The organism is Pseudomonas brassicae (assembly GCF_010671725.1).
Taxonomy (GTDB): Bacteria; Pseudomonadota; Gammaproteobacteria; order Pseudomonadales; family Pseudomonadaceae; genus Aquipseudomonas; species Aquipseudomonas brassicae.
Window position 1 is genome coordinate 1 of record NZ_JAAHBU010000079.1, and the last position, 24,626, is coordinate 24,626.

A 24,626-nucleotide genomic window follows, 5' to 3' on the forward strand; every position below is an offset into this window, starting at 1 on the left:
AGCCAGCTCCCACAGGGGTTCCGCGAACACCACAGAAACCTGTGGGAGCTGGCTTGCCAGCGAAGAGGCCCTCAGACCACAAACAGATCCATGAACCGGTGCACCGCCGTCGCCTCAAGCTTCACCTGATCCGCGCACAAGGCAAAAATCTCGGCCGAACGCTGGGCCGTGAAGCGCGTTGCCAGGTTTGCCTTGAACTTGTCTTCCAGCAGCGCGATACCCTGCTCACGCCGGCGCCGATGCCCGATCGGGTACTCAACCACTACCTGTTCGGTGCTTGAGCCATCACTGAAGAACACCTGCACGGCATTGGCGATCGAGCGCTTGTCCGCCTCCAGGTATTCACGACTGAAACGCGGATCTTCCACGATCACCATCTTGTCGCGCAGGCGATCGATAACCGGATGCGCGGCGTGAAAATCATCCTCGTAGTGCTCGGCGACCAGGCTACCGAATACCAGCGGCACCGCCGTCATGTATTGCAGGCAGTGGTCGCGGTCCGCCGCATTGGCCAGCGCACCCACCTTGGAAATGATACGGATCGCCGACTCGTGGGTGGTGATCTCGATGCGCTCGATCTCATGCAGGCGGTTGCGTACCTGCGGGTGCAAGATCAGCGCCGCCTCACAGGCCGTCTGCGCGTGGAACTCGGCCGGGAAGCTGATCTTGAACAGCACGTTCTCCATCACATAGCTGCCGAACGGCTGCGAAAAGCTGAAGGCGCGCTTGCCCTCGGGCTTGAGCGCCAGGTCCTTGTTGGTATGGCTGAACAGTACGTCGTACAAACCCCACTGCGGCGCCGTGAGCACCCCGGGGATGCCCATCTCGCCGCGCAGGGCGATGTCTGCCAGGCGCACCCCACGGCTCGAAGCGTCGCCGGCCGCCCACGATTTGCGCGAACCGGCATTGGGCGCGTGGCGGTAGGTGCGCAGTGCCTGGCCATCGACAAAGGCGTGCGACAACGCCGCCAGCAGTTGCTCGCGGGTGGCCCCCATCAACCTGGCACACACGGCGGTGGACGCGACCTTGACCAGCAGCACATGGTCCAGGCCCACCCTGTTGAAGGAATTTTCCAGTGCGATCACACCCTGGATCTCGTGGGCCATGATCATGGCTTGGAGTACTGCGTGCATCGTCAGCGGCGCCTCGCCATTGGCCACACGCCGCTGCGAGAGGTGGTCAGCCACCGCCAGGATGCCACCCAGGTTGTCGGAGGGGTGGCCCCACTCTGCCGCCAGCCAGGTGTCGTTGTAATCCAGCCAGCGCACAGTGCAACCAATGTCCCAGGCCGCCTTGACCGGGTCGAGCCGGTAAGAGGTGCCTGGCACCCGCGCGCCATGAGGCACCACGGTACCTTCCACCAGGGGCCCCAGGTGCTTGGTGCACTCGGGGAACCGCAACGCCAGTAGACCGCAGCCCAGGGTATCCATCAGGCAATGGCGCGCGGTGTCCAGCGCCTCCCCCGGCCGGGCCGAAAACTGCAGGACATAGTCGGCAATATCCTGCAGCACCCGGTCATAGTCGGGGCGATTGTTCAGGTCAACATTGGCACTCATCTCACATCTCTCTGTTCACTAGGGGTGAAGGGAGAGCCGAGCACCGCTGTGCCTAGAAGGCATCGCCGGGTACACGTACCCAGCCCTCCATCAGCACACGGGCACTGCGGCTCATGATGGCTTTGGTAACCGTCCAGTCGCCCTGCACCTGGCGCGCCTCGGCGCCGACGCGCAACGTGCCCGAGGGGTGGCCGAAACGCACGGCACTGCGCGGCCCGCCGCCGGCGGCGAGGTTGACCAGGGTGCCCGGAATGGCGGCGGCAGTGCCGATGGCCACGGCGGCGGTGCCCATCATGGCGTGGTGCAGCTTGCCCATGGACAGCGCCCGCACCAACAGGTCGATGTCTGCGCCCGCCACGGTCTTGCCGCTGGACGACTGATAGGTGGCCGGTGCGGCGACAAACGCCACCTTGGGCGTGTGCTGACGCTGGGCGGCCTGCTCGATGTGTTCGATCAGCCCCATGCGCAGCGCGCCATGGGCACGAATGGCCTCGAAACGCGCCAGGGCCTCGGGGTCGGCGTTGATCGCGTCCTGCAGTTCGGTGCCGCTGTAGCCCAGGGCCTGGGCGTCGATGAAGATGGTGGGGATGCCGGCGTTGATCATGGTCGCCTGCAAGGTGCCGACACCCGGCACCTCAAGCGCGTCGACCAGGTTGCCGGTCGGGAACATCGAGCCGCCCGCGCCGTCTTCATCGGCGGCCGGGTCGAGAAACTCGAGTTGCACCTCGGCGGCCGCAAAGGTCACACCGTCGAGTTCGAAGTCGCCGGTTTCCTGCACCTGGCCCTCGCTGATCGGTACATGGGCAATGATGGTCTTGCCGATGTTGGCCTGCCAGATGCGCACCACCGCCACGCCATTGCGCGGGAGGCGTGCAGGGTCGACCAGGCCGGCGCTGATCGCGAACGAGCCAACGGCAGCCGAGAGGTTGCCGCAGTTGCCGCTCCAGTCGACGAACGCCTTGTCGATGGCGACCTGGCCGAACAAGTAGTCCACATCATGCTCGGGCTTGATGCTGCGCGACACAATCACCGTCTTGCTGGTACTGGAGGTGGCGCCACCCATGCCGTCGATCTGCTTGCCGTAGGGATCGGGGCTACCGATGACGCGCAGCAACAGTGCATCACGCGCCGCGCCGGGCAACTGGGCGGCCTCGGGCAGGTCCTTGAGGTTGAAGAACACACCTTTGCTGGTACCACCGCGCATGTAGGTGGCGGCGATCTTGATCTGGGGTACGTGAGCCATGGGAATCTTGTCCTGTCGTCATTCGCAATCTGCAGGCTGCCCACACCCCTCTGTGGGAGCTGGCTTGCCAGCGAAGCAGACGCTGCGGTAATGGCACACACCGCGTCGCACCCTTCGCTGGCAAGCCAGCTCCCACAGGGGCCGGGCCAGCCTTGCGTTACTTGATCAAACCGCCACCGCCGACTCGAGGAAGTCCTGGGCAAAGCGCTGCAGCACCCCGCCCGCCTCGTAGATCGACACTTCTTCGGCGGTGTCCAGGCGGCAGGTGACCGGCACTTCCAGCCGCTCGCCATTGCGCCGGGTGATGACCAGGGTCAGGGTCGCCCGCGGCGTACGCTGGCCCAGCACATCGAACGTCTCGCTGCCGTCGATGCCCAGGGTCTTGCGGTCGGTGCCCGGCTTGAACTCCAGCGCCAACACGCCCATGCCCACCAGGTTGGTGCGGTGGATGCGCTCGAAGCCTTCGGCGACGATGGCTTCAACACCCGCCAGGCGCACGCCCTTGGCTGCCCAGTCACGCGACGAACCCTGACCGTAGTCGGCACCGGCCACGATGATCAGCGGCTGCTTGCGCTGCATGTAGGTCTCGATCGCCTCCCACATCCGCGTGACCTTGCCTTCGGGCTCGATGCGCGCCAGCGAACCCTGCCTGACCTTGCCGTCCTCCAGCACCATCTCGTTGAACAGCTTGGGGTTGGCAAAGGTGGCGCGCTGCGCCGTCAGGTGATCGCCGCGATGGGTCGCATAAGAGTTGAAGTCTTCTTCCGGCAAACCCATTTTTGCCAGGTATTCGCCCGCCGCGCTGTCGAGCATGATGGCGTTGGACGGCGACAAGTGGTCGGTGGTGATGTTGTCCGGCAACACCGCCAGCGGGCGCATGCCCTTGAGGCTGCGCTCGCCGGCCAGAGCGCCTTCCCAGTACGGCGGACGGCGGATGTAGGTACTCATACCGCGCCAGGCGTACAGCGGGTCGACCTTGGGCCCGGTGTCTTCATGCACCGCGAACATCGGGATGTACACCTGGCGGAACTGCTCGGGTTTGACCGCCGCCTTGACCACCGCGTCGATCTCTTCGTCACTCGGCCAGATATCCTTGAGGCGGATTTCCTTGCCATCGACCACGCCCAGCACATCCTTCTCGATGTCGAAGCGGATGGTGCCGGCAATCGCATAGGCCACCACCAGCGGCGGCGAGGCCAGGAACGCCTGCTTGGCATACGGATGGATACGCCCGTCGAAGTTGCGGTTGCCCGACAACACCGCGGTGGCATACAGGTCGCGGTCGATGATCTCCTGCTGGATCACCGGGTCGAGCGCACCGGACATGCCGTTGCAGGTGGTACAGGCGAACGCCACGATGCCAAAACCGAGCTGCTCCAGCTCGTCATCCAGGCCGGCTTCCTTGAGGTACAGGGCGACCGTCTTGGAGCCCGGCGCCAGCGACGACTTGACCCATGGCTTGCGTGCCAGGCCGAGCTTGTTGGCATTGCGCGCCAGCAAACCGGCGGCAATCACGTTGCGCGGGTTGCTGGTATTGGTGCAACTGGTGATGGCCGCAATGATGACCGCGCCGTCAGGCATCTGCCCCGCCACCTCGTCCCACTGCCCCGCAATGCCGCGTGCCGCCAGCTCGCTGGTGGCCACCCGCGCATGCGGGTTGGACGGGCCGGCCATGTTGCGCACCACGCTCGACAGGTCGAACTGCAGGCCGCGCTCGTACTCGGCATTGGCCAGGCTGTCGGACCACAGGCCGGCGACCTTGGCGTAGGTTTCCACCAGCTTGACCTGCGCGTCTTCACGCCCGGTGAGCTTGAGGTAGTCGATGGTCTGCTGGTCGATGGAGAACATCGCGGCAGTCGCACCGTATTCCGGGGCCATGTTGGAGATGGTCGCGCGATCGCCCAGGGTCAGCGCACGCGCGCCTTCGCCGTAGAACTCCAGGTACGCACCAACCACCTTGGCCTTGCGCAGAAACTCGGTCAGCGCCAGCACCACGTCGGTGGCGGTGATGCCCGGCTGCGGCTTGCCGGTGAGCTGCACGCCGACGATCTCCGGCAGGCGCATCCACGAGGCGCGGCCGAGCATCACGTTTTCGGCTTCCAGGCCACCGACGCCAATGGCGATCACGCCCAGCGCATCCACATGCGGGGTGTGGCTGTCGGTGCCGACGCAGGTATCGGGGTAGGCCACGCCGTGCTCGGCATGGATCACCGGTGACATCTTCTCCAGGTTGATCTGGTGCATGATGCCGTTGCCCGGCTGGATCACGTCGACGTTCTTGAACGCCTTCTTGGTCCAGTTGATGAAGTGGAAGCGGTCTTCGTTGCGACGGTCTTCGATGGCGCGGTTCTTCTCGAATGCCTGCGGGTCGAAACCGCCGCATTCCACCGCCAGCGAATGGTCGACGATCAGTTGCACCGGCACCACCGGGTTGACCTGAGCCGGGTCGCGCCCATGTCGGCGATGGCGTCACGCAAGCCGGCCAGGTCCACCAGTGCAGTCTGGCCCAGGATGTCGTGGCACACCACGCGGGCCGGATACCAGGGGAAGTCGAGGTCGCGCTTGCGCTCGATCAGTTGGCTGAGTGACGCCTCGAGGGTGGCAGGGTCACAACGGCGCACGAGGTTTTCGGCCAGTACGCGGGAGGTATAGGGCAGCGTGTCGTAGGCGCCGGGGCGGATGGCGTCGATGGCGGCACGGGCGTCGAAGTAATCGAGCGTGGTGCCCGGCAGGTTTTTGCGAAATTCAGTATTCATGGACGCGGGACTCAATCACGGATAAGTCGGTGGTACGCAGTACCGCTCCCACAAGGATCAGCGTGGGTCCCGGCATCGGTACTGCGCGCCAGTCTCAGCGTTGTTCGATTGGCACGAACTTGCGCTGTTCGACGCCGGTGTACTCGGCGCTCGGGCGGATGATGCGGTTGTTGGCACGCTGCTCGAATACATGCGCCGCCCAGCCGGTCAGGCGCGAGCAGACGAAGATCGGCGTGAACAGCTTGGTCGGGATGCCCATGAAGTGGTACGCCGAGGCATGGTAGAAGTCGGCGTTGGGGAACAGTTTCTTCTGCTCCCACATGGTCTTGTCGATGGCCTCGGAGACCGGGTACAGCACCGTGTCACCCACCTCGTCGGCAAGCTGTTTCGACCAGCCCTTGATCACTTCGTTACGCGGGTCGGACTCCTTGTAGATGGCATGCCCGAAACCCATGATCTTGTCCTTGCGCTCGAGCATGCCCAGGGTGCCGGCAACCGCTTCCTGCGGGGTCTTGAAGCGTTCGATCATCTCCATGGCCGCCTCGTTGGCACCGCCGTGCAGCGGGCCGCGCAGCGAGCCGATGGCGGCGGTGACGCAGGAGTACAGGTCGGACAGGGTCGAGGCACACACCCGCGCGGTGAAGGTCGATGCGTTGAACTCGTGCTCTGCATACAGGATCAACGACACGTTCATCACCTTGACGTGCAGCTCGCTCGGCTTCTTGCCGTGCAGCAGGTGCAGGAAGTGCCCGCCCAGGGTGTCTTCATCACTGGTGCAGTCGATGCGTACGCCATGGTGGCTGAAGCGATACCAGTAGCACATCACCGCCGGGAACAGCGCCAGCAGGCGGTCGGTCTTTTCGTGCTGCAGGTCGAAGCTCAGCTCCGGCTCCAGGGTACCGAGCACCGAGGACGCGGTGCGCATCACGTCCATCGGGTGGGCGGTAACGGGAATGCGCTCAAGCACTTCCTTGAGGGCCTGCGGCAGGTCGCGCAGGGCCTTGAGCGTGTGCTGGTACTCGCTCAGCTCGGCCTGGGTCGGCAGTTCGCCGTACAGCAGCAGGTAGGCGACCTCTTCGAACAGCGCGTGCTCGGCCAGGTCACGAACATCGTAACCCCGATAGGTCAGCCCGGCACCGGCCTGGCCCACGGTCGACAGTGCGGTTTGCCCGGCCACTTGACCACGCAGGCCGGCACCACTGAGTACTTTTGCTTCGGCCATTGGTTTTCTCCACTCTTGAATTTGTTATGGGAAACGGCTGATTACGGTGTGTAGCGGCTCAGCTGTTTTTCTGAGCGAACAGTGCATCGAGCTTCTGCTCGAACACGTGGTAGTCGATGGCGTCGTACAGCTCCATGCGAGTCTGCATGGTATCGATGACGTTTTTCTGCGTGCCGTCGCGGCGCAGCGCGGTGTAGACATTCTCGGCGGCCTTGTTCATGGCACGGAACGCCGACAGCGGGTACAGCACCAGTGACACATCCACCGAGGCCAGTTCGTCGGTGGTGTACAGCGGCGTGGCACCAAACTCGGTGATGTTGGCCAGGATCGGCGCCTGCACCCGGGTGGCGAAGGTCTTGTACATCGACAGCTCGGTGATGGCCTCGGGGAAGATCATGTCGGCGCCCGCCTCGACGCAGGCGGCAGCGCGGTCCAGCGCGGCCTCCAGGCCTTCGACGGCCAGCGCGTCGGTGCGCGCCATGATCACGAAGCTGTCGTCGGTACGTGCATCCACAGCGGCCTTGATGCGGTCGACCATCTCCTGTTGCGAGACGATCTCCTTGTTCGGGCGGTGACCGCAGCGCTTGGCGCCGACCTGGTCCTCGATATGGATGGCGGCGGCGCCGAACTTGATCATCGACCTGACCGTGCGCGCCACGTTGAACGCCGAGGAACCGAAACCGGTGTCCACGTCGACCAGCAGCGGCAGGTCGCATACGTCGGTGATGCGCGCACGTCGGTGAGCACGTCATCCAGCCCGGTAATGCCCAGGTCGGGCAACCCGAGCGAGCCCGCCGCTACCCCGCCACCGGACAGATAGATGGCCTTGAACCCGGCACGCTTGGCCAGCAACGCATGGTTGGCATTGATGGCGCCGACGACCTGCAGCGGGTGCTCGGCGGCGACCGCATCACGAAAACGCTGGCCGGGACTGCTTTTCTGACTCATGACTCACCTCGTGGGCTGTTGGCGGTGGCGTCTTTGTAGTGACGCTCGATGTTGCGCTTGGAGGCGCCGATGTGACGGCGCATCAGTAATTCGGCCAATTCGCCGTCACGTTCGGCGATGGCATCGAGAATCCGGTGGTGCTCGGCGAACGCCTGGCGCGGCCGGTTGGGCGTGGCGGAGAACTGGATGCGGTACATGCGCACCAGTTGGTACAGCTCGCCGCACAGCATCTGCACCAGGGTGCGGTTGCCACTGCCCTGGATGATCCGGTAATGGAAGTCGAAGTCGCCTTCCTGCTGGTAGTAACCCAGCCCGGCCTGGAACGCGGCATCGCGCTCGTGGGTATCAAGCACCCGACGCAGCTCGTCGATCTCGGCTACGCTCATGCGTTCAGCGGCCAGGCGACAGGCCATGCCCTCCAGCGACTCGCGGATCTCGTACAGTTCGATCAGCTCGGCATGGCTCAACGACACCACCCGCGCCCCGACATGCGGCACGCGCACCAGCAGGCGCTGGCCTTCGAGGCGGTGAATGGCCTCGCGCAGCGGGCCGCGGCTGATACCGTAGGTGCGCGCCAGCTCGGGCTCGGAGATCTTGCTGCCCGGGGCGATCTCGCCCTTGACGATGGCGGCCTGGATGCGCCGGAAGACGTTTTCGGAGAGGGTTTCCGAATCGTCCTGAACCGCGACAGTGGCGTGGGCTGCGTCCAGCATATTGTCGACACCTTTAAAATCGATACGGCCAAAACTAGCCAAATAGCCGGTAACAGTCAAAGACAAAATGAATATTGTCGACAATCGTCTAATAACGAACTTCAAGCCTGTCAGTGTTGTCTGACTCCAGCCGCTGGCATCGACACACCAGCGTGATAGAATGCCGCCGCCTCTGAGGGGGCGAACCCCACAGCATCGCGCCAGGATTTATGAGACTCACGCCCTTTCTACTGTTACTCAGCCTCTGTGGGCTGCCTGCCCTGAGCCAGGCGGCGGACAAGACCGTCTACGGCCTTAATGAATACGCCCGCCTTGCCGATATCGACCTGGAGGTCGCGGCCAAGCTCGACACCGGGGCCAAGACCGCCTCGTTGAGCGCGCGCGACATCAAGCGCTTCAAACGCAATGGCGAGTCCTGGGTACGCTTCTACCTGGCAATTGACGCTGCCCACTCGCATCCGATAGAACGACCGCTGGCCCGCGTCAGCAAGATCAAGCGACGCGCTGGCGACTACAACCCGGACGAAGGCAAGGCCTACACCGCCCGCCCGGTGATTGCGCTGAATATCTGCATGGGCACGGCCCTGCGCAGTATCGAAGTGAACCTGACCGACCGCAGTGCCTTCCAGTACCCGCTGCTGATCGGCTCCGAGGCACTCAAGCACTTCGATGCGCTGGTCGACCCAAGCCTTAAATACGCTGCCGGCAAACCCGCCTGCGCCACTGACGCTCATACCGCAGAGTAATTCCGATGCGCTCTCTTACCCTTCATTTGAAAGTCCTGATCACCCTCCTGGTACTGCTGGGTGTGTCGATCACGGCGTATCAGATCTTCATGCTCGGCATTCCGGTCACCGAGGACGAAACCGACGACCTGTGGAACATCGACGCCAAGGTCGAGTTCGTCGCCAGCCCCAAGGACCCGATCAAGATCCAGATGTTCGTGCCGCCGCTGAGCCGTGACTATGTCAGCCTCAACGAGAGCTTCATCTCCAACAACTATGGCGTGAGCGTCAACCGCGTCGATGGCAACCGCAAGGTGACCTGGTCGGCCCGCCGGGCCAACGGCAACCAGACGCTGTACTACCGCCTGGTGCTGACCAAGCGCTACAGCAGCGAGAAGGTCAAGATCAAAGGCCCGACCTTCCGTGACAGCCAGCCGGTCGAAGGCCCCGAGAAGATCGCCGCCGAAGCCCTGATGGCGCCTATCCGCCAGCACTCGGCCGACGTCGAGACCTTTGTCAGCGAGACCATCAAGCGGGTCAACAACCCCAACGATGACAACGTCAAGCTGCTGCTGGCCGGGGATGCCTCGTCGTTGAACAAGGCCAAGGTCATCGACCTGCTGCTGTCGATCGCCCACGTGCCGATCGAGAAGGTGCACACCATCCGCCTGCTGGCCGACCAGCCGCAGAGCCCTGAACTGTGGCTACGCAGCTTCAATGGCAACGACTGGCTGTACTTCAACCCGGACACCGGCGAGCAGGGCCTGCCCTCCGACCGCCTGCTGTGGTGGACCGGTGATGATCCGCTGATCACCGTTGACGGCGGCAAGAAGGTCAATGTCAGCTTCAGCATGAACAACAGCGAGATGAATGCCATCCGCCTGGCCAAGCTGACCGACGAGAACACCGACGCCGACTTCCTCGAATACTCGCTGTACGGGCTGCCGCTGCAGACCCAGCAGACCTTCATGATCATGGTGATGATCCCGATCGGGGTGCTGGTGATCCTGATCCTGCGCAACCTGATCGGCCTGCAGACACTGGGCACCTTCACCCCAGTGCTGATCGCGCTGGCCTTCCGTGAAACCCAGCTGGGCTTCGGCATCATCCTGTTCACGGTGATCACCGCGCTGGGCCTGTCACTGCGCTCCTACCTTGAGCACCTCAAGCTGCAGATGCTGCCGCGCCTGTCGGTGGTGCTGACCTTCGTGGTGGTGCTGATCGCGGCCATCAGCCTGTTCAGCCACAAGCTGGGCCTGGAGCGCGGCCTGTCGGTGGCGCTGTTCCCGATGGTGATCCTGACCATGACCATCGAACGCCTGTCGATCACCTGGGAAGAGCGCGGCGGTGGCCATGCGATGAAAGTCGCCATCGGCACCCTCTTCGCCGCCTCGATCGCGCACCTGCTGATGAGCGTGCCGGAGCTGGTGTACTTCGTCTTCACCTTCCCGGCGGTGCTGCTGATCCTGGTGGGCTTCATGCTGGCGATGGGTCGCTACCGCGGCTACCGCCTGACGGAGCTGATGCGCTTCAAGGCCTTCGTGAAGGCTGACGCCTGATGTTCGGTCTCTGGAAAACCTGGAAAGCCCTGGAGGCCAGGGGCATCATGGGTATCAACCGGCGCAATGCGGACTATGTCCTCAAGTACAACAAGCGCAGCCTGTACCCGATCGTCGACGACAAGATCATCACCAAGGAGCGGGCCATCAAGGCCGGCATCCACGTACCGGAAATGTACGGGGTGATCTCCACCGAGAAGGAAATCGACAAGCTCGACGAGATCATCGGCGGGCGCAGCGACTTCGTCATCAAGCCGGCCCAGGGCGCCGGCGGTGACGGCATCCTGGTGATCGCCGACCGCTTCGAGAACCGCTACCGCACGGTGTCGGGCAAGATCATCAGCCACGAGGAAATCGAGCACCAGGTGTCGAGCATCCTCACCGGGCTGTACTCGCTGGGCGGTCACCGCGACCGCGCCCTGATCGAGTACCGGGTGACCCCCGACCAGATCTTCAAGAGCATCAGCTATGAAGGCGTGCCCGACATCCGCATCATCGTGCTGATGGGCTACCCGGTGATGGCCATGCTGCGCTTGCCGACCCGCCAGTCCGGCGGCAAGGCCAACCTGCACCAGGGCGCCATCGGTGTAGGCGTGGACCTGGCCACTGGCCTGACCCTGCGTGGCACCTGGCTGAACAACATCATCAGCAAGCACCCCGACACCACCAACGCGGTGGACGGCGTGCAACTGCCGAACTGGGACGGCTTCATGAAGCTGGCCGCCGGCTGCTACGAGCTGTGCGGGCTGGGCTACATCGGCGTGGACATGGTGCTGGACCAGGACAAGGGCCCGCTGATTCTGGAGCTCAACGCCCGCCCCGGCCTGAATATCCAGATCGCCAACGACTGCGGCCTGACCCTGCGCACCCACGCTGTCGAGGCGCACCTTGAAACGTTGGCCAAAAACGGCGTCAAGGAAAGCGTCGAAGAGCGCGTGCGTTTTGCCCAGGCGCTGTTCGGCCACATCCCCGCGCAATGATCTGCCCCCGCCCTGGCGCACCTGCGCACGGGGCGGTCGGTCGATGCGCTAGGAGCAACGCCTGCAGGGGGCTACAATGCCTGCCCCGCCTCGACAGCTGTTTACTCGAATGCATACCTGCACACTCCACCCCCTGCCCTACCTGGCCGACCCTGACGCGTATTTCGCCCGTGTTCGCCACGCCCCAGGTGCGGTACTGCTCGACAGCGCGCGCCCCAGCGCCGAGCGCGGTCGCTATGACCTGCTCAGCGCCTGGCCTGTGTGCACCCTTGCCCCCGACACCGATGAAGACGGCCTGAGCTACCTGCAACGCCTGCGCGAACAGCTGGCGGCGCTTGGCCCCGCACAATTGCCTGCGGGGGTGGAACTGCCGTTTGCCGGCGGCCTGATAGGCTACCTCAGCTACGACTTCGGCCGGCGTCTGGAGCACCTGCCCGCCGTTGCCCGCGACGACCTGGGCCTGGCCGATGCGAGCCTTGGGCTGTATGCCTGGGCACTGATCAGCGACCACCAACTGCAGACCAGCCAGCTGCTGTTTCATCCGGCCCTGGCGGCCACCGAGCGCGCACGGCTGGTACAGCTGTTCGAACGTGCACCGGCTCACGTGGCGGGCACGTTCACCCTGGCCTCGCCCATGCAGGGCGACCTGAGTGCCGATGACTACCGCCAGGCATTCGAGCAGGTGCAGGCCTACATCCACGCCGGGGACTGCTACCAGATCAACCTGACCCAGCGCTTTCGCGCGCCCTGCCAGGGCGAGCCGTGGGTCGCCTACCAGGCACTGCGGGCGGCCTGCCCCACGCCGTTCTCGGGCTTCCAGGCACTGGCCGACGGCAGCACGCTACTGAGCTTCTCGCCGGAACGCTTCATCCGGGTCAGCGCGGGCCAGGTCGAGACCCGGCCGATCAAGGGCACCCGCCCGCGCAGCGCCGACCCGACAGAAGATGCGGCCAACGCCGCCGAACTGCTGGCAAGCGCCAAGGACCGTGCCGAGAACCTGATGATCGTCGACTTGCTGCGCAACGACCTGGGGCGCACCTGCGCCATCGGCTCGGTGAACGTGCCGGAACTGTTCAGCCTTGAGAGCTACCCCAATGTGCATCACATGGTCAGCAGCGTGACCGGGCGCCTGGCGCCGGGCAAGGACGCGCTGGACCTCATCGCCGGCAGCTTCCCCGGAGGCTCGATCACCGGCGCACCGAAGATCCGCGCGATGCAGATCATCGACGAGTTGGAGCCGAGCCGGCGTGCGCTGTATTGCGGATCACTGCTGTATGTGGACGTACGCGGGGAGATGGACAGCTCGATCGCCATTCGCAGCCTGTTGGTGAAAGACGGTCAGGTGTGCTGCTGGGGCGGCGGCGCGGTGGTGGCGGACTCGCAGTGGGAAGCGGAGTACGAAGAGTCGATCACCAAGGTCAGGGTGTTGTTACAGACCTTGCAAAACCTTTAAAAGCTTCGCTGGCAAGCCAGCTCCCACAGGGGCAGCGGTGATCGCTGTGGGAACTGGCTTGCCAGCGAAGGCGGCCTTACAGGCTCAACGTCCTGTTCGAAGCCTTGATGAACTCTTTTTTCAACGCCTCGAAGTCATGCACCGCCGGGAACTGCGGGAACTCGCGAATGACGTTTTCTGGCGCATGGAACAGAATCCCCGCATCCGCTTCGCCCAGCATGGTGGTGTCGTTGTACGAATCGCCCGCCGCAATCACCCGGTAGTACAGGCTCTTGAACGCCAGTACCGACTGACGCTTGGGGTCTTTCTGGCGCAGTTGATAGCCGGTCACCCGATCGCTCTCGTCAGTGATCAGGCGATGGCACAGCAAGGTCGGAAAGCCCAGCTGGCGCATCAAGGGCTGCGAGAACTCATAGAAGGTGTCGGACAGGATCACCACCTGGAAGCGCTCACGCAGCCAGTCGACGAACTCGATGGCGCCGTCCAGCGGCTTGAGCGTGGCAATCACCGCCTGGATGTCGGACAGCTTCAGACCATGCTCATCCAGAATGCGCAGGCGCTGCTTCATCAGCACGTCGTAATCGGGGATGTCACGGGTGGTCGCCCGCAGCGATTCGATTCCGGTTTTTTCCGCGAAGGCGATCCAGATCTCCGGGACCAGTACACCTTCCAGGTCGAGACAGGCAATTTCCACAGCTCACTCCTCGAACAACGCTAAAAATGGAAGCCGCACTCTACAGGCGCGCCGTCTAACCCGGCAATTTTTGTTAACATTCACTCATTACGAGCGCCAAGCGCCATTCAATGACCGGAAGCCGCCTGATGAGCCAACCCTTCGACGTCGCCGCCCTCGCCGCGACCTACGCCAACAAGTCCCCGCAAGACATCCTCAAACTTGCCTTCGAGCATTTTGGCGACGACCTGTGGATCTCCTTCAGCGGTGCCGAGGACGTGGTACTGGTGGACATGGCCTGGAAACTCAACAAGCAGGTGAAGGTATTCAGCCTCGACACCGGCCGCCTGCACCCCGAGACCTACCGCTTCATCGACCAGGTACGCGAGCAGTACAAGCTGCCCATCGAGCTGCTCTCGCCCGACCGCAACGCGCTCGACCCCTTCGTCAAGGAGAAGGGCCTGTTCAGCTTCTACAAGGACGGCCACGGCGAATGCTGCGGCATCCGCAAGATCGAACCGCTGCGCCGCAAGCTGAGCACCGTCAGCGCCTGGGCCACCGGCCAGCGCCGCGACCAGAGCCCCGGCACCCGCAGCCAGGTGGCCGCACTGGAAATCGACAGCGCCTTCTCCACCCCCGAGCGCACCCTCTACAAGTTCAACCCGCTGGCGCAAATGAGCAGCGAAGAAGTCTGGGGCTATATCCGCATGCTTGAACTGCCGTACAACAGCCTGCACGAGCGCGGCTTCATCAGCATCGGCTGCGAGCCCTGCACCCGCCCGGTACTGCCCAACCAGCACGAGCGCGAAGGCCGCTGGTGGTGGGAGGAGTCGACCCAGAAGGAATGCGGCCTGCATGCCGGCAACCTGATTACCAAGAGCTGATCGCCCTGCATTGAATGAAAACCGGCTGCGGCCGGTTTTTTCATGCCCGCAAGAAAAGCCTTGCCCGGCCCCACTAGTGTATTGCTACACTAATACACATGGACGCCATGACCCTGCATATCGAACCCAGCTCCCCCGACCCGATCTATCGCCAGATTGTTGGCCAGATCACCCGCCTGATCAGCGCCGGCCAGTGGGTGCCCGGCACGCGCCTGCCCTCGGTGCGCGAAGTGGCCGCCGCACATGCGGTCAACCCGATGACCGTGTCCAAGGCCTATGCCTTACTCGAAAGCCAGGGCCTGCTGGAGCGTCAGCGCGGCAAAGGCATGGTGGTGGCGGCGCCAACCCGCAGGCGAGCTCCGTGCACAGCCGCCTGCAAGCACTGCAGCCGGCGCTGCTGGAGCTGGCGCGCCAGGCCCGCCAGCTGGACCTGGACGCCGATCAAGTGATCGACGCCTTGCGCCCCCTCATTGACGAAAAAAGGAATCAGCAATGATCGAGACACCCTGCCAGCACGCCGCGGTCGAACTGCGCGCACTGAGCAAGCAGTATGCGTGCGGCCGCGTGCTGGACGAGGTTTCGCTGCGTATCGAGCCCGGCACCATTCTGGGTCTGGTGGGACGTAACGGGGCGGGCAAAAGCACCCTGATCGAATGCCTGCTGGGCCTGCGCCCGGCCAACCACGGAGAAGCCCTGCTGTTTGGCAAACCCGCCGGCCGCCTCGACGACACGGACAAGGCCGGGCTCGGCTACGTGCCTCAGCAGCCCGTCAGCTTCGACTGGATGAAGGTCGGTGAACTGTTCGATTTCATGGCTGGCCTCTACCCCGACTGGGACGCTGCGCACGTTGCACGCCTGGTTGACCGCTTTGCCCTGGACAGCGCTCGTCGCCTGTCGACGCTCTCGCCAGGCGAGCGCCAACAGGTGGCGATCATCCGCGCGCTCGGCCCGCAACCACGCCTGCTGGTGCTGGACGAGCCGGCCGCTGCGCTGGACCCGCTGGCCCGCCGCGAACTGCTGCGCGAAATCGTCGACATGGCCGGCGAACGAGGCACCACCGTGCTGTTCTCCACCCATATCATCTCTGACCTCGAACGTGTCGCCTCGCACATCGCCGTGCTGCACCAGGGCCGTCTGCGCCTGCACGGCGAGCTGGACCTGCTCAAAGACGAATTGCGCCGGGTGGCATGGCCCGATCGCACGCCACCGGCGCAATCGTTGCCTGGCGAACTGTCACGGCGCCCACTGGCCGAGGGCGGCTGGAGCCTGGTGGTACGCGACCCTGCACGCAGCCTCGCCGCCACACTGCCCGCCTCGGCGCGCCTGCATGGCCTGAGCCTGGAAGACCTGTTCGTGGAGCTGGCGGCATGAGCACAAGGTTGCGTTGGATGCTGCCCCCCGCGTGGCTCAGCGTCGCGGGCTTGGCTCTGTTCGTGGCCGCGCTGGTGTTCAGCCCGTTGATCGGAAGAACCCATGGCGACGCCAATTACCCCTTGGTCACCGCACAAGGCTGGGCACTGGCCACTGCCGGCTGGAGCGTGCTGCTCGGCACACGCCTGTGCAACCTCGCCTACAGCATGATCCGGCTGCGCCTGCCGGGGATACCTCGCACCCTGGCACGCGGTGCGATCCTGCACCTGCTGCTCAGCTTCGGCCTGCCCTTGCTGGGCCTGCTGGCGTGGCAACCGCCAGGCATCAGTGAGGCGATGCTGATGGGGGCGCTGTGGCTGGGCGCCATGCTTGGGCTGCTGCTGGCCAGCCTGCCGCTACCTGTGACGGTGCTGGCGCTGCTGATCATTGGCCTGAGCCCTGGGGGCGTGCACTCCCCTGTTCTGAGCGTTGGCTTCGGGGCGTTCGCCATGCTGCTTGCAGGTCTGGCCTGGCGCTGGCAACTGGGCGCCACGCGCAGTGCCTGGATGATGCCGCTTGGCGCTGCAGTGGACGGCCGCTTCGAGCCCCTGCTGCAGCCCACTGCCAAGGCCCGCCCCGTGGCGCACCCAGCAACCTCCCGCAGGCCCGACGGGCAGCCGACAGGTGATCGCCTGGCCGCCCTGCTGGGCCCCGCATTCCAGACGTTGCGCCAGCAGTACGGTCGCCGCGGCCAGGGGTGGGGCTACCTGGGTTTCATCGCCACGACCGGCTTCATTCTGTGGCTGCAAGGCCAGCAGACTGCGGTGTTCGTTTCCGGCATGGCGATCACTTGGCTGGTGCTTCTGGCAAGCCAACCGTCCCGCGTGCTGGCCACGCTGCGCAGCAGCAGGCACGCCACGCTGGCCGAGCTGCGCCTGTTACCCGGGTTGCCGGGCCGCGCGCAATTACCCCGCGCCATGGCGGCGCAACTGCTGGCAAGCCAGGGCGAGAAGCTGTTGATCCTCGGCCTGACCATGGCAGCCCTGGGCACCACCTGGCCACACCTGAACGCAGCCTGGCTGCTGGGCCTGGCAGGGTTCACCCTGCTGTTGCTGTTGTTTGCGCTGTGGATGGCACTGCTGGCCTGGCACTGGCCGAACAAGCCTGTGCTGCGCGGGGTGTCGATGGGGGGAGTGATCTCGGCAGGCATTGCCAGCAGCACGCTGCTGCACCTGCACGGTGAGTTACCGACGCACTGGATGGCGGGCTGGGGAGTGTTGGCGGTCGCCATGATCGCGGGGACAGGCGCACTGTACCAACGTGTCCAGGCCACCGCGCAGGCGACCTGAACACACGCAACGGCTTAATGCACCGGCAGTTCGACGCCGGCAAACAACTCTTCGAGCTCTTGCTTGTTGTGGCACTGGATGGCCTTGGCCATCACTTCACGAGTCAGGTGCGGTGCAAACTTCTCGATGAAGTCGCACATGAACCCACGCAGGAAGGTGCCAGACGGAAGCCGATCTTGGTGATGCTGGACTCGAACAGCTCGCTGGCATCGAGCACCACCAGGTCGTTGTCGAGCTTGGTATCCACTGCCATCTTGGCCACGATGCCCACACCCAGGCCCAGGCGCACGTAGGTCTTGATCACGTCGGCGTCGGCTGCCGTGAACACCACCTTCGGCGTCAGGCCACGGTGGCTGAAGGCTTCATCGAGCTTGGAGCGGCCGGTGAAACCGAACACGTAGGTCACGATCGGGTATTCGGCCAGGGCTTCGAGGGTCAGCTTCGGCAGCTTGGTCAGCGGGTGGCCTTGCGGCACCACCACGCAACGGTTCCAGCGGTAGCACGGCATCATCACCAGGTCGCCGAACAGCTCCAGGGCCTCGGTGGCGATGGCGAAGTCGACCGTGCCGTCAGCGGCCATCTCGGCAATCTGCATGGGCGACCCCTGGTGCATGTGCAGGGCTACCTCGGGGTACTGCTTGATGAACGAACTGATCACCGGCGGCAAGGCATAGCGCGCCTGGGTATGGGTAGTGGCGATCGACAGGGTACCCTTCTTCTCGTTGGAGAACTCCTGGGCAATCTGCTTGATGCTCTCGACCTTGCGCAAGATCTCGCCGGCGGTGGTGATGATGCGCTCGCCGGCCGGCGTGACACGGGTCAGGTGCTTGCCGCTGCGCGCGAACACTTCCACGCCCAACTCGTCTTCCAACAGGCGAATCTGCTTGCTGATCCCCGGCTGGGAGGTGTACAGGCTCTGCGCTGTCGCGGAGACGTTGAGGTCGTGGTGCGCCACTTCCCAGATGTAGCGCAATTGTTGAAGCTTCATAGGTATCCCTCAAATCAACTGGGCGTCACCGGCAGCAGCGACGAGTTATAACTATATTAGTGGTTTAAAGAATAAATCTAGAACTATTTCTTCAGTTTTCTTGCATCGTCCTACAACTGCCGCCCTACACCTTGCGCCGCCCCAGATGCTGCGCCAGCGGCACCATGTACACCGGCACCGGCGACAATTGCAAAATGCGCACCGCGGTGCGCCCCAGGGGGATCTCGACGCCCGCGCCCTGGCTGTGGCTGCCGACGATCAGCAGGTCGACACTCAGGCGCTGCGCCTGCTCCAGGATCACATCGGCCGGGTCACCCTGGCGCACGCGCACGGCACGAATCAGCGCGAGGTCTTCCTTCTCGCCCAACTCGTCACGAAAATTTTCCAGCACACGCTGCTCGATATTGGCCATCACCGTGTTCAGCGCGCGGCCGCGCACCTGTGCCAGGGTGTGCTCGTCCAGGTAGCTTTCAAGCAGGGATTCGGCGAACTGGCCCATCGGTTCGACGGCGTGGATCACGTACAGCTCGGCACTGAAACTGCGCGCCAGCGCCAGCGCGTGTTGCATGACATACGGCGAGTACAGACCGAGGTCCGTTGCACACAGCATCGAACGGATCATTTGACCTCCTCGACTGCCGAGACGGCAGGGCAAGGTTCAGCTTAGCAGCGCGCAAACGACGCGCCCGGCCGTCCGGCGCCCTGCCCGCCGACCTCAGCCGGGTGTGCGCTCGTTGCTGATGCCATGTGGTACGTGCCCGGTTGCGACCACCGCGCGTGCACGCTCGCAGTGGCCTGCCTGATCGTCGAAAAACACATCCGCAGCGAAGGCCTCGAGGAACGCCGACTTGTCCAGGCCACCCAGAAACAGCGACTCATCCAGACGGATATCCCATTCGCGCAACGTGCGGATCACCCGCTCGTGGGCCGGTGCAGAACGCGCCGTAACCAGGGCTGTACGAATCGGGCAGGCGCCAACGGGAAACTCTTTCTGCAGTACATTGAGGGCTGCCAGAAACGCCTTGAACGGCCCACCGCGCAGGGGCTCACGTGCCGATTCGCGCTCGCTGGCCTGGAACGCCTCCAGCCCGCCCAACTGATAGACACGCTCGGACTCGTCCGAAAAAATCACCGCATCGCCATCGAACGCAATGCGCAGCTCGGCACTGGCGGCCCGGCCGGCACCACCGGAGAGAATGGTCGCGGCGGCGAAACCGGCATCCAGGGCACTGCGTACGTCTTCGGCATCCGTGGACAGGAACAGGTGGCAACCGAAGGCGGCCAGATAAGGGTAAGGACTGCGCCCGCCGACGAAGGCCGCGCGGGAGATGCCCAGCCCGTAGTGTTCGATGGAGTTGAACACGCGCAGGCCAGTGTCGGCACTGTTGCGCGACACCAGCACCACCTCCACCCGGGCCTGGCCCAGGCTTGCGTTGAGCCCCAGGAGTTTTTCCACCAGCAGGAAGGCATCGCCAGGTTGAAGGTACTCGTCTTCATGTTCGATCTGGTACTGGCGGTAGGCTTCGACACCTTTGTCCAGGAACAGCCGATGGCTTTCACTGAGGTCGAACAGCGCCCGCGATGAAATGGCTACGACCAGCTTGTCGCCCAGGCCTTTGTTCATGTACTGCTCCTCCGTGGTGTCGCGCGTGCTGACAAGACTTCACGCCGATAAAAAGGCCAGGGCCTGATGCAGCGCCTCGATACGCGGCAAGCTGCATCCTGCCGCACGCGCACGCGCGAGGGGCGCGGCATAGATCGCTGCCAGTTCCAAGGGCCGCTGCTGAGCGAAATCGTGGTACATGCTCGGCCAGTAGTCGGGCATCTGCGCGGTGATGGCAAACAGGTGCTCGGCATACCCCGACGGCAACTCGTGACCACAGGCACGCGCGCCCTCCACCACGTCGGCCATCAAGGCCTGGATCAGCGCACGGCTGTTGGGGTCGGCCATCAGGGGCGTGGTACTGGCCCTGAGCAACACCGACAAGCCGTTGTACGGCACGTTCCAGACCAGCTTCTGCCACCGCGCCTGGGCCAGGTTGGCCATCGCCTGCGACTCGATTCCGGCCTCGCGAAACAGCGCCGCGCCTTCGTCGGTAATGCCCTGACGCACTGCGCCACTTGCGGCCGGGCCACTGTGGTAGCCCAGGTTCACTGCTCCCAACGCCTGATGCTGCACCACACCGGGCGCCGTGCGATTGACGCAGATGAAACACAAGCCGCCCAGCAGATGAAGGTGCTCGGGCAGCAGCGGGCGTAACTGTTCCTCGACATCCAGCCCGTTCTGCAGCAGCACCACCTTGGCTCCCGGCGCGGCTGCCTGCGCAATTACCGCTGCCAGCTCGGCATTGGCGGTGGTCTTGGCGCCGACCAGCAACCACTCACAGGGCGGCATCTGGCCCACGTGCGCGTAGGCCTGGGCCGGGTAAACCTTCAGCGTACCGTGCACGGCACTGTCGATCTGCACGCCGTTGTCGCGCACGGCGGCATACTCGCTGCGCAACAGGAAGTGCACATCAAACCCGGCACGCGCCAGCAGCGCACCATAGAAGCCCCCGATCGCGCCCGTCCCGATGATACCGATGCGTACCTTCGCCTTGTTCATGCCGCCCTCTGCTGGTTATTTTTTGAACATTTTTTTGACACGCAAATCAGCTGCTTTTCATTCCCTCACTATACTCAGGCAAAGACGGTCAAATAACCGACACGGAGTCGCCAATGCACGGTTTTCTGCCTCACCCTGACGACATTCCGGTCCAGTTGACCCTGCGTCAGTCCCCCAGCCTGTTTCGCCAGCGACTTCACACTATCAGCCTGGGCGGCGTGGCCTGCAACCACCCGCGCGCCTATCGCCGTGGCATGGCCGTGGAAATGCTGATCCCGTCCCTTGGCGAGCAGGCGCGCTACCCCGGCTATGTGGCCTGGTGCCAGCGCCAGGACGACGGCTACCGCGTGGGCATCGTGTTTACCGATGAGCAGGCGCTGTTTGGCGCACGCATGAGCGAGCAGGTGTGTCAGATCCAGCATTTCTGCCAGCAGCAGGATGACAGCCAAGGCCTGCCACTGGACGTGGAAGCCCTGGCCCAGCAATGGGTGAGCCTGCACGCCAGCGAGTTTTCCGCGGCCAGCTTGCAGCACGACGGGGCCATGCAAGCAACTGCGATGACACTTTCGACCTGAAAAGCCCGTACCAATGGACCGTTACATGCAGGAAAGCCGGCCTTGCCCATTGTCGAGCCACGGTGTAACGCGCTAAGGTTCGGCTCCCCGCCGCGTTCAATCATGCTGCTCCGCCGCGCGGGTAGCTGGCGGCCGGCACCCGTGACCTGACGAGTAACACGATGGCTGATTTACCGATTGACGACCTAAACGTTGCCTCCAACGAGACCTTGATCACCCCCGATCAGCTCAAGAAGGACATCCCGCTCAGCGCTACCGCCCTGCACACCGTGACCGCGGGCCGTGAAGTGGTACGCAATATTCTCGACGGCAAGGACCATCGCCTGTTCGTGGTGATCGGCCCCTGCTCGATCCACGACCTCAAGGCCGCGCACGAATACGCCGAGCGCCTCAAGGTGCTGGCTGCCGAAGTCGCCGACACCCTGTACCTGGTGATGCGCGTGTACTTCGAGAAGCCACGCACCACGGTCGGCTGGAAAGGCCTGATCAACGACCCGTACCTGGATGACTCGTTCAAGATCCAGGATGGCCTGCACATCGGTCGCCAACTGCTGCTGGACCTGGCGGAAATGGGCTTGCCCACGGCCACCGAAGCTCTCGACCCGATCTCGCCGCAGTACCTGCAGGACCTGATCAGCTGGTCGGCGATCGGTGCTCGCACCACCGAGTCCCAGACCCACCGCGAAATGGCGTCGGGCCTGTCGTCGGCGGTCGGTTTCAAGAACGGTACCGATGGCGGCCTGACCGTTGCGATCAACGCCCTGCAATCGGTTTCCAGCCCGCACCGTTTCCTGGGTATCAACCAGGAAGGTGGCGTGTCCATCGTCACCACCAAGGGCAATGCCTACGGCCACGTGGTACTGCGCGGCGGCAACGGCAAACCCAACTATGACTCGGTCAGCGTGGCCCTGTGCGAGCAAGCGCTGGACAAGGCGAAGATCAAGCCGAACATCATGGTCGACTGCAGCCACGCCAACTCCAACAAGGACCCGGCCCTGCAACCGCTGGTGATGGACAACGTCGCCAACCAGATCCTCGAAGGCAACCAGTCGATCATCGGCCTGATGGTCGAAAGCCACCTGAACTGGGGCTGCCAGGCCATTCCCAAAGACCTCGCCGAGCTGCAGTACGGCGTGTCGATCACCGATGCCTGCATCGACTGGGAAGCGACCGAGAAGTCGGTGCGCAGCATGCGCGCCAAGCTCAAGGATGTGCTGCCCAAGCGCACCCGCGGCTGATCGCCATGAACAACAACGCGGGCAATGCCCGGCGTTGTTGTTCATGGCTGGCTCAGCAGGCTCAGGCCTTGGTGGAGTGCTTCTGCTGGCGTTCCATGTAGCGCTCGACATACGAACACGAAGGAATGACGGTGTAGCCCATGTCTTCGGCATAGGCGAGCGCCGTTTCGGTCAACGCCGCCGCGATACCTCGCCCACGCAGTGCATTCGGCACAAAGGTGCGGTAGATATCCAACGTCTGTTTACCCAGGTCCATGTAGGTCAGGTACGCACGATGACCGTCCACATTGGTCTCGAACTGATGACCAGCCTGGTCATGGTGGATGGACAACGCCTCGCTCATCACTACTCCTCGCGGGTCTTGTATTAGTAGACCCTTACCTTACCGATGTTTGTCCGGCGAAGGAACCTCTACGCCACCCCGTGCCCGTTCGGACAGCAAGAACAGCCTGGTCGTTCTCTGGCAACTGAGCACGTACAAATAGTAGGCGCCCTGTGCACAGATGCTCAAGGTACTTGATCGTAAAAATCCTGCACTTGCAGCACGCGAACACGACAGTGAGCAACACCGTCAACAGTAGCCGGATGATCTAGTGGGTAAGACGTAGACTGACACTCCAAGTCACTTTTAGTTCAACAAAAAATGCGCCAACAAGGGTGTTTCAGCGCCGCTACAGAAGCATTTACACGCTTTTCACAGGCGCACGCTGATGCACCCTGCGGCGGCGCATTTTTTTTGCAGTTCTTGCGCTTGGTCAGTTTACTTACTACAAGTAATGGGTACTATGTACGCCGGCCAGTTTCTCTTTGTTGAGAGATGGCTCTTTAATAGAAAGTCCTTGAAGGGGAACACGATGAACAACGTTCTGAAATTCTCTGCTCTGGCTCTGGCCGCAGTACTGGCCACCGGTTGCAGCAGCGTCTCCAAAGAAACCGAAGCCCGTCTGACTGCAACCGAAGACGCAGCAGCCCGTGCACAAGCTCGTGCCGATGAAGCCTACCGCAAGGCTGATGACGCTCTGGCTGCCGCTCAGAAAGCTCAGCAAACTGCTGACGAAGCTAACGAGCGCGCTCTGCGTATGCTGGAAAAAGCCAGCCGCAAGTAATAGTCCTTCGGGATTGTTATGAAGCCGACCCACGTGTGGGTCGGCTTTTTTATTGCCTGCACTTTTGTCCGGCACAAACGACGAGGCCCGCCATAAGGCGGGCCTCGGACATGCCGCAAGGCGCTACTGCAGATCGACCGGCACGCTCGATACCATCGGCGCAGTCGCGGCGCCGGGAACGGCGATCTCCACTGGCATACCGTCTTCGGCGGCGACCACGTCACGCACCATGTCCCAGTTCATGCGCAGGTTGTTGGCCAGGTCTTCACGCTTGAGCAGGGCATTGATGACCGCCGTGTGCTTGTCCACTACCGACGGGTCGCCATTGTCGTCCAGTGGCGTGTGAGCCTCGAGGTAGACCTTGCCCGCACTCAGGCCGAACTTGTAGGGCTCGTTGATGATACGAACCGAAGTGCCCACCGGCGCCATGCCAGCCAGTTGCAGCACATTGTTGTTGAGCATGCGGAAGCACCCGTGACTGGTGCGCATGCCAATACCGAACTTCTTGTTGGAACCGTGGATCAGGTAGCCCGGCACGCCCAGCGTGAACTTGAACGGCCCCAGCGGGTTGTCCGGGCGGCCGGCACCACATTGGGCAACGGATCGCCATCGGCAGCATGCTCGGCCTTGATCGAGGCTGGCGGGGTCCAGGTCGGGTTGGGCGTCTTGGCGGTGACCTTGGTGTTGGCGATTGGCGACCCCC

20 protein-coding genes and 4 pseudogenes are annotated in these 24,626 nt (G+C 63.6%); 11 read left to right on the plus strand and 13 right to left on the minus strand.

Annotated elements, in window-relative coordinates:
* Positions 1-71: 71 nt before the first annotated feature.
* The 6 genes and pseudogenes from prpD to G3436_RS06775 form a co-directional block, all read right to left on the minus strand.
* The gene (gene prpD, locus G3436_RS06750) at positions 72-1,556 is read right to left on the minus strand and encodes a 2-methylcitrate dehydratase (RefSeq protein WP_163942756.1); all 1,485 of its coding nucleotides are present in this window, start codon (positions 1,554-1,556) and stop codon (positions 72-74) included.
* A gap of 52 nt (positions 1,557-1,608) precedes the next feature.
* The gene (gene prpF, locus G3436_RS06755; protein ID WP_163942759.1) at positions 1,609-2,799 is read right to left on the minus strand and encodes a 2-methylaconitate cis-trans isomerase PrpF; all 1,191 of its coding nucleotides are present in this window, start codon (positions 2,797-2,799) and stop codon (positions 1,609-1,611) included.
* A gap of 165 nt (positions 2,800-2,964) precedes the next feature.
* Positions 2,965-5,555 (minus strand): annotated as a pseudogene (gene acnD, locus G3436_RS06760) (Fe/S-dependent 2-methylisocitrate dehydratase AcnD).
* Between the two features lie 94 nt (positions 5,556-5,649).
* Positions 5,650-6,777, minus strand: coding sequence for a bifunctional 2-methylcitrate synthase/citrate synthase (gene prpC, locus G3436_RS06765; RefSeq protein WP_163942762.1), 1,128 nt, complete (start codon positions 6,775-6,777; stop codon positions 5,650-5,652).
* Positions 6,778-6,835: 58 nt separating this feature from the next.
* Positions 6,836-7,725 (minus strand): annotated as a pseudogene (gene prpB, locus G3436_RS06770) (methylisocitrate lyase).
* On the minus strand, positions 7,722-8,438 hold the full coding sequence (locus tag G3436_RS06775; RefSeq protein WP_163942765.1) for a GntR family transcriptional regulator: 717 nt from the start codon (positions 8,436-8,438) through the stop codon (positions 7,722-7,724). The pseudogene prpB and the gene G3436_RS06775 overlap by 4 nt, the downstream one beginning before the upstream one ends.
* 209 nt (positions 8,439-8,647) lie before the next feature.
* On the opposite strand from G3436_RS06775, the gene rloA reads away from it, so the two are divergent.
* The 4 genes from rloA to pabB all read left to right on the plus strand — a co-directional run bounded on the left by rloA (position 8,648) and on the right by pabB (position 13,155).
* Positions 8,648-9,184 (plus strand): retropepsin-like aspartic peptidase RloA, encoded by a 537-nt coding sequence (gene rloA, locus G3436_RS06780; protein WP_163942768.1) that lies wholly within the window; start codon positions 8,648-8,650, stop codon positions 9,182-9,184.
* Between the two features lie 5 nt (positions 9,185-9,189).
* Positions 9,190-10,722, plus strand: a complete 1,533-nt coding sequence (gene rloB / locus G3436_RS06785; protein ID WP_163942771.1) for an osmotic stress tolerance membrane protein RloB — start codon at positions 9,190-9,192, stop codon at positions 10,720-10,722.
* Positions 10,722-11,702, plus strand: coding sequence for an alpha-L-glutamate ligase-like protein (locus G3436_RS06790; protein WP_163942774.1), 981 nt, complete (start codon positions 10,722-10,724; stop codon positions 11,700-11,702). The genes rloB and G3436_RS06790 overlap by 1 nt, the downstream gene beginning before the upstream one ends.
* Positions 11,703-11,811: 109 nt before the next feature.
* The gene (pabB, locus tag G3436_RS06795; RefSeq protein ID WP_163942777.1) at positions 11,812-13,155 is read left to right on the plus strand and encodes an aminodeoxychorismate synthase component I; all 1,344 of its coding nucleotides are present in this window, start codon (positions 11,812-11,814) and stop codon (positions 13,153-13,155) included.
* Between the two features lie 76 nt (positions 13,156-13,231).
* On the opposite strand, the gene thrH is transcribed toward pabB, so the two are convergent.
* Entirely contained in the window at positions 13,232-13,849 is a 618-nt protein-coding gene (thrH, locus tag G3436_RS06800; RefSeq protein WP_163942780.1) for a bifunctional phosphoserine phosphatase/homoserine phosphotransferase ThrH, read from the minus strand.
* Positions 13,850-13,977: 128 nt separating this feature from the next.
* On the opposite strand from thrH, the gene G3436_RS06805 reads away from it, so the two are divergent.
* From G3436_RS06805 to G3436_RS06820, 4 genes are all read left to right on the plus strand, one after another.
* Entirely contained in the window at positions 13,978-14,712 is a 735-nt protein-coding gene (locus G3436_RS06805; RefSeq protein WP_163942783.1) for a phosphoadenylyl-sulfate reductase, read from the plus strand.
* A gap of 107 nt (positions 14,713-14,819) precedes the next feature.
* Positions 14,820-15,161, plus strand: coding sequence for a GntR family transcriptional regulator (locus G3436_RS06810; RefSeq protein WP_243667042.1), 342 nt, complete (start codon positions 14,820-14,822; stop codon positions 15,159-15,161).
* A 43-nt stretch (positions 15,162-15,204) separates the two neighbouring features.
* Positions 15,205-16,083: an ABC transporter ATP-binding protein gene (locus G3436_RS06815; protein ID WP_163942786.1), complete on the plus strand. Its 879-nt coding sequence runs from the start codon at positions 15,205-15,207 to the stop codon at positions 16,081-16,083.
* 17 nt (positions 16,084-16,100) lie between these two features.
* Entirely contained in the window at positions 16,101-17,411 is a 1,311-nt protein-coding gene (locus G3436_RS06820) for a hypothetical protein (RefSeq protein ID WP_163942789.1), read from the plus strand.
* 14 nt (positions 17,412-17,425) lie between these two features.
* Here the strand turns inward: G3436_RS06820 and cysB are convergent.
* From cysB to G3436_RS06840, 4 genes and pseudogenes are all read right to left on the minus strand, one after another.
* A pseudogene (gene cysB / locus G3436_RS06825) lies at positions 17,426-18,399 on the minus strand (HTH-type transcriptional regulator CysB).
* Between the two features lie 124 nt (positions 18,400-18,523).
* Entirely contained in the window at positions 18,524-19,021 is a 498-nt protein-coding gene (locus tag G3436_RS06830) for a universal stress protein (protein WP_163942792.1), read from the minus strand.
* A gap of 93 nt (positions 19,022-19,114) precedes the next feature.
* On the minus strand, positions 19,115-20,023 hold the full coding sequence (locus G3436_RS06835) for a 5'-nucleotidase (protein WP_163942794.1): 909 nt from the start codon (positions 20,021-20,023) through the stop codon (positions 19,115-19,117).
* A 39-nt stretch (positions 20,024-20,062) separates the two neighbouring features.
* Complete coding sequence (locus tag G3436_RS06840; protein WP_163942798.1) at positions 20,063-21,004, minus strand: putative 2-dehydropantoate 2-reductase; 942 nt, start codon at positions 21,002-21,004, stop codon at positions 20,063-20,065.
* Positions 21,005-21,117: 113 nt separating this feature from the next.
* Here G3436_RS06840 and G3436_RS06845 point away from each other — a divergent pair, with 113 nt between their 5' ends.
* Together G3436_RS06845 and G3436_RS06850 are read left to right on the plus strand one after the other, a co-directional pair.
* Positions 21,118-21,579 (plus strand): PilZ domain-containing protein, encoded by a 462-nt coding sequence (locus G3436_RS06845; RefSeq protein WP_163942800.1) that lies wholly within the window; start codon positions 21,118-21,120, stop codon positions 21,577-21,579.
* Between the two features lie 161 nt (positions 21,580-21,740).
* Positions 21,741-22,817: a 3-deoxy-7-phosphoheptulonate synthase gene (locus G3436_RS06850; RefSeq protein WP_163942803.1), complete on the plus strand. Its 1,077-nt coding sequence runs from the start codon at positions 21,741-21,743 to the stop codon at positions 22,815-22,817.
* Positions 22,818-22,878: 61 nt separating this feature from the next.
* Here G3436_RS06850 and G3436_RS06855 read toward each other — a convergent pair whose 3' ends face one another.
* Entirely contained in the window at positions 22,879-23,160 is a 282-nt protein-coding gene (locus tag G3436_RS06855; protein WP_163942806.1) for a GNAT family N-acetyltransferase, read from the minus strand.
* A gap of 511 nt (positions 23,161-23,671) precedes the next feature.
* Between G3436_RS06855 and oprI the strand changes: the two genes are divergently transcribed.
* Positions 23,672-23,923 (plus strand): outer membrane lipoprotei OprI, encoded by a 252-nt coding sequence (gene oprI, locus G3436_RS06860; RefSeq protein ID WP_037058464.1) that lies wholly within the window; start codon positions 23,672-23,674, stop codon positions 23,921-23,923.
* Positions 23,924-24,046: 123 nt separating this feature from the next.
* Here the strand turns inward: oprI and G3436_RS06865 are convergent.
* Positions 24,047-24,626 (minus strand): annotated as a pseudogene (locus G3436_RS06865) (L,D-transpeptidase family protein); the annotation flags it as partial.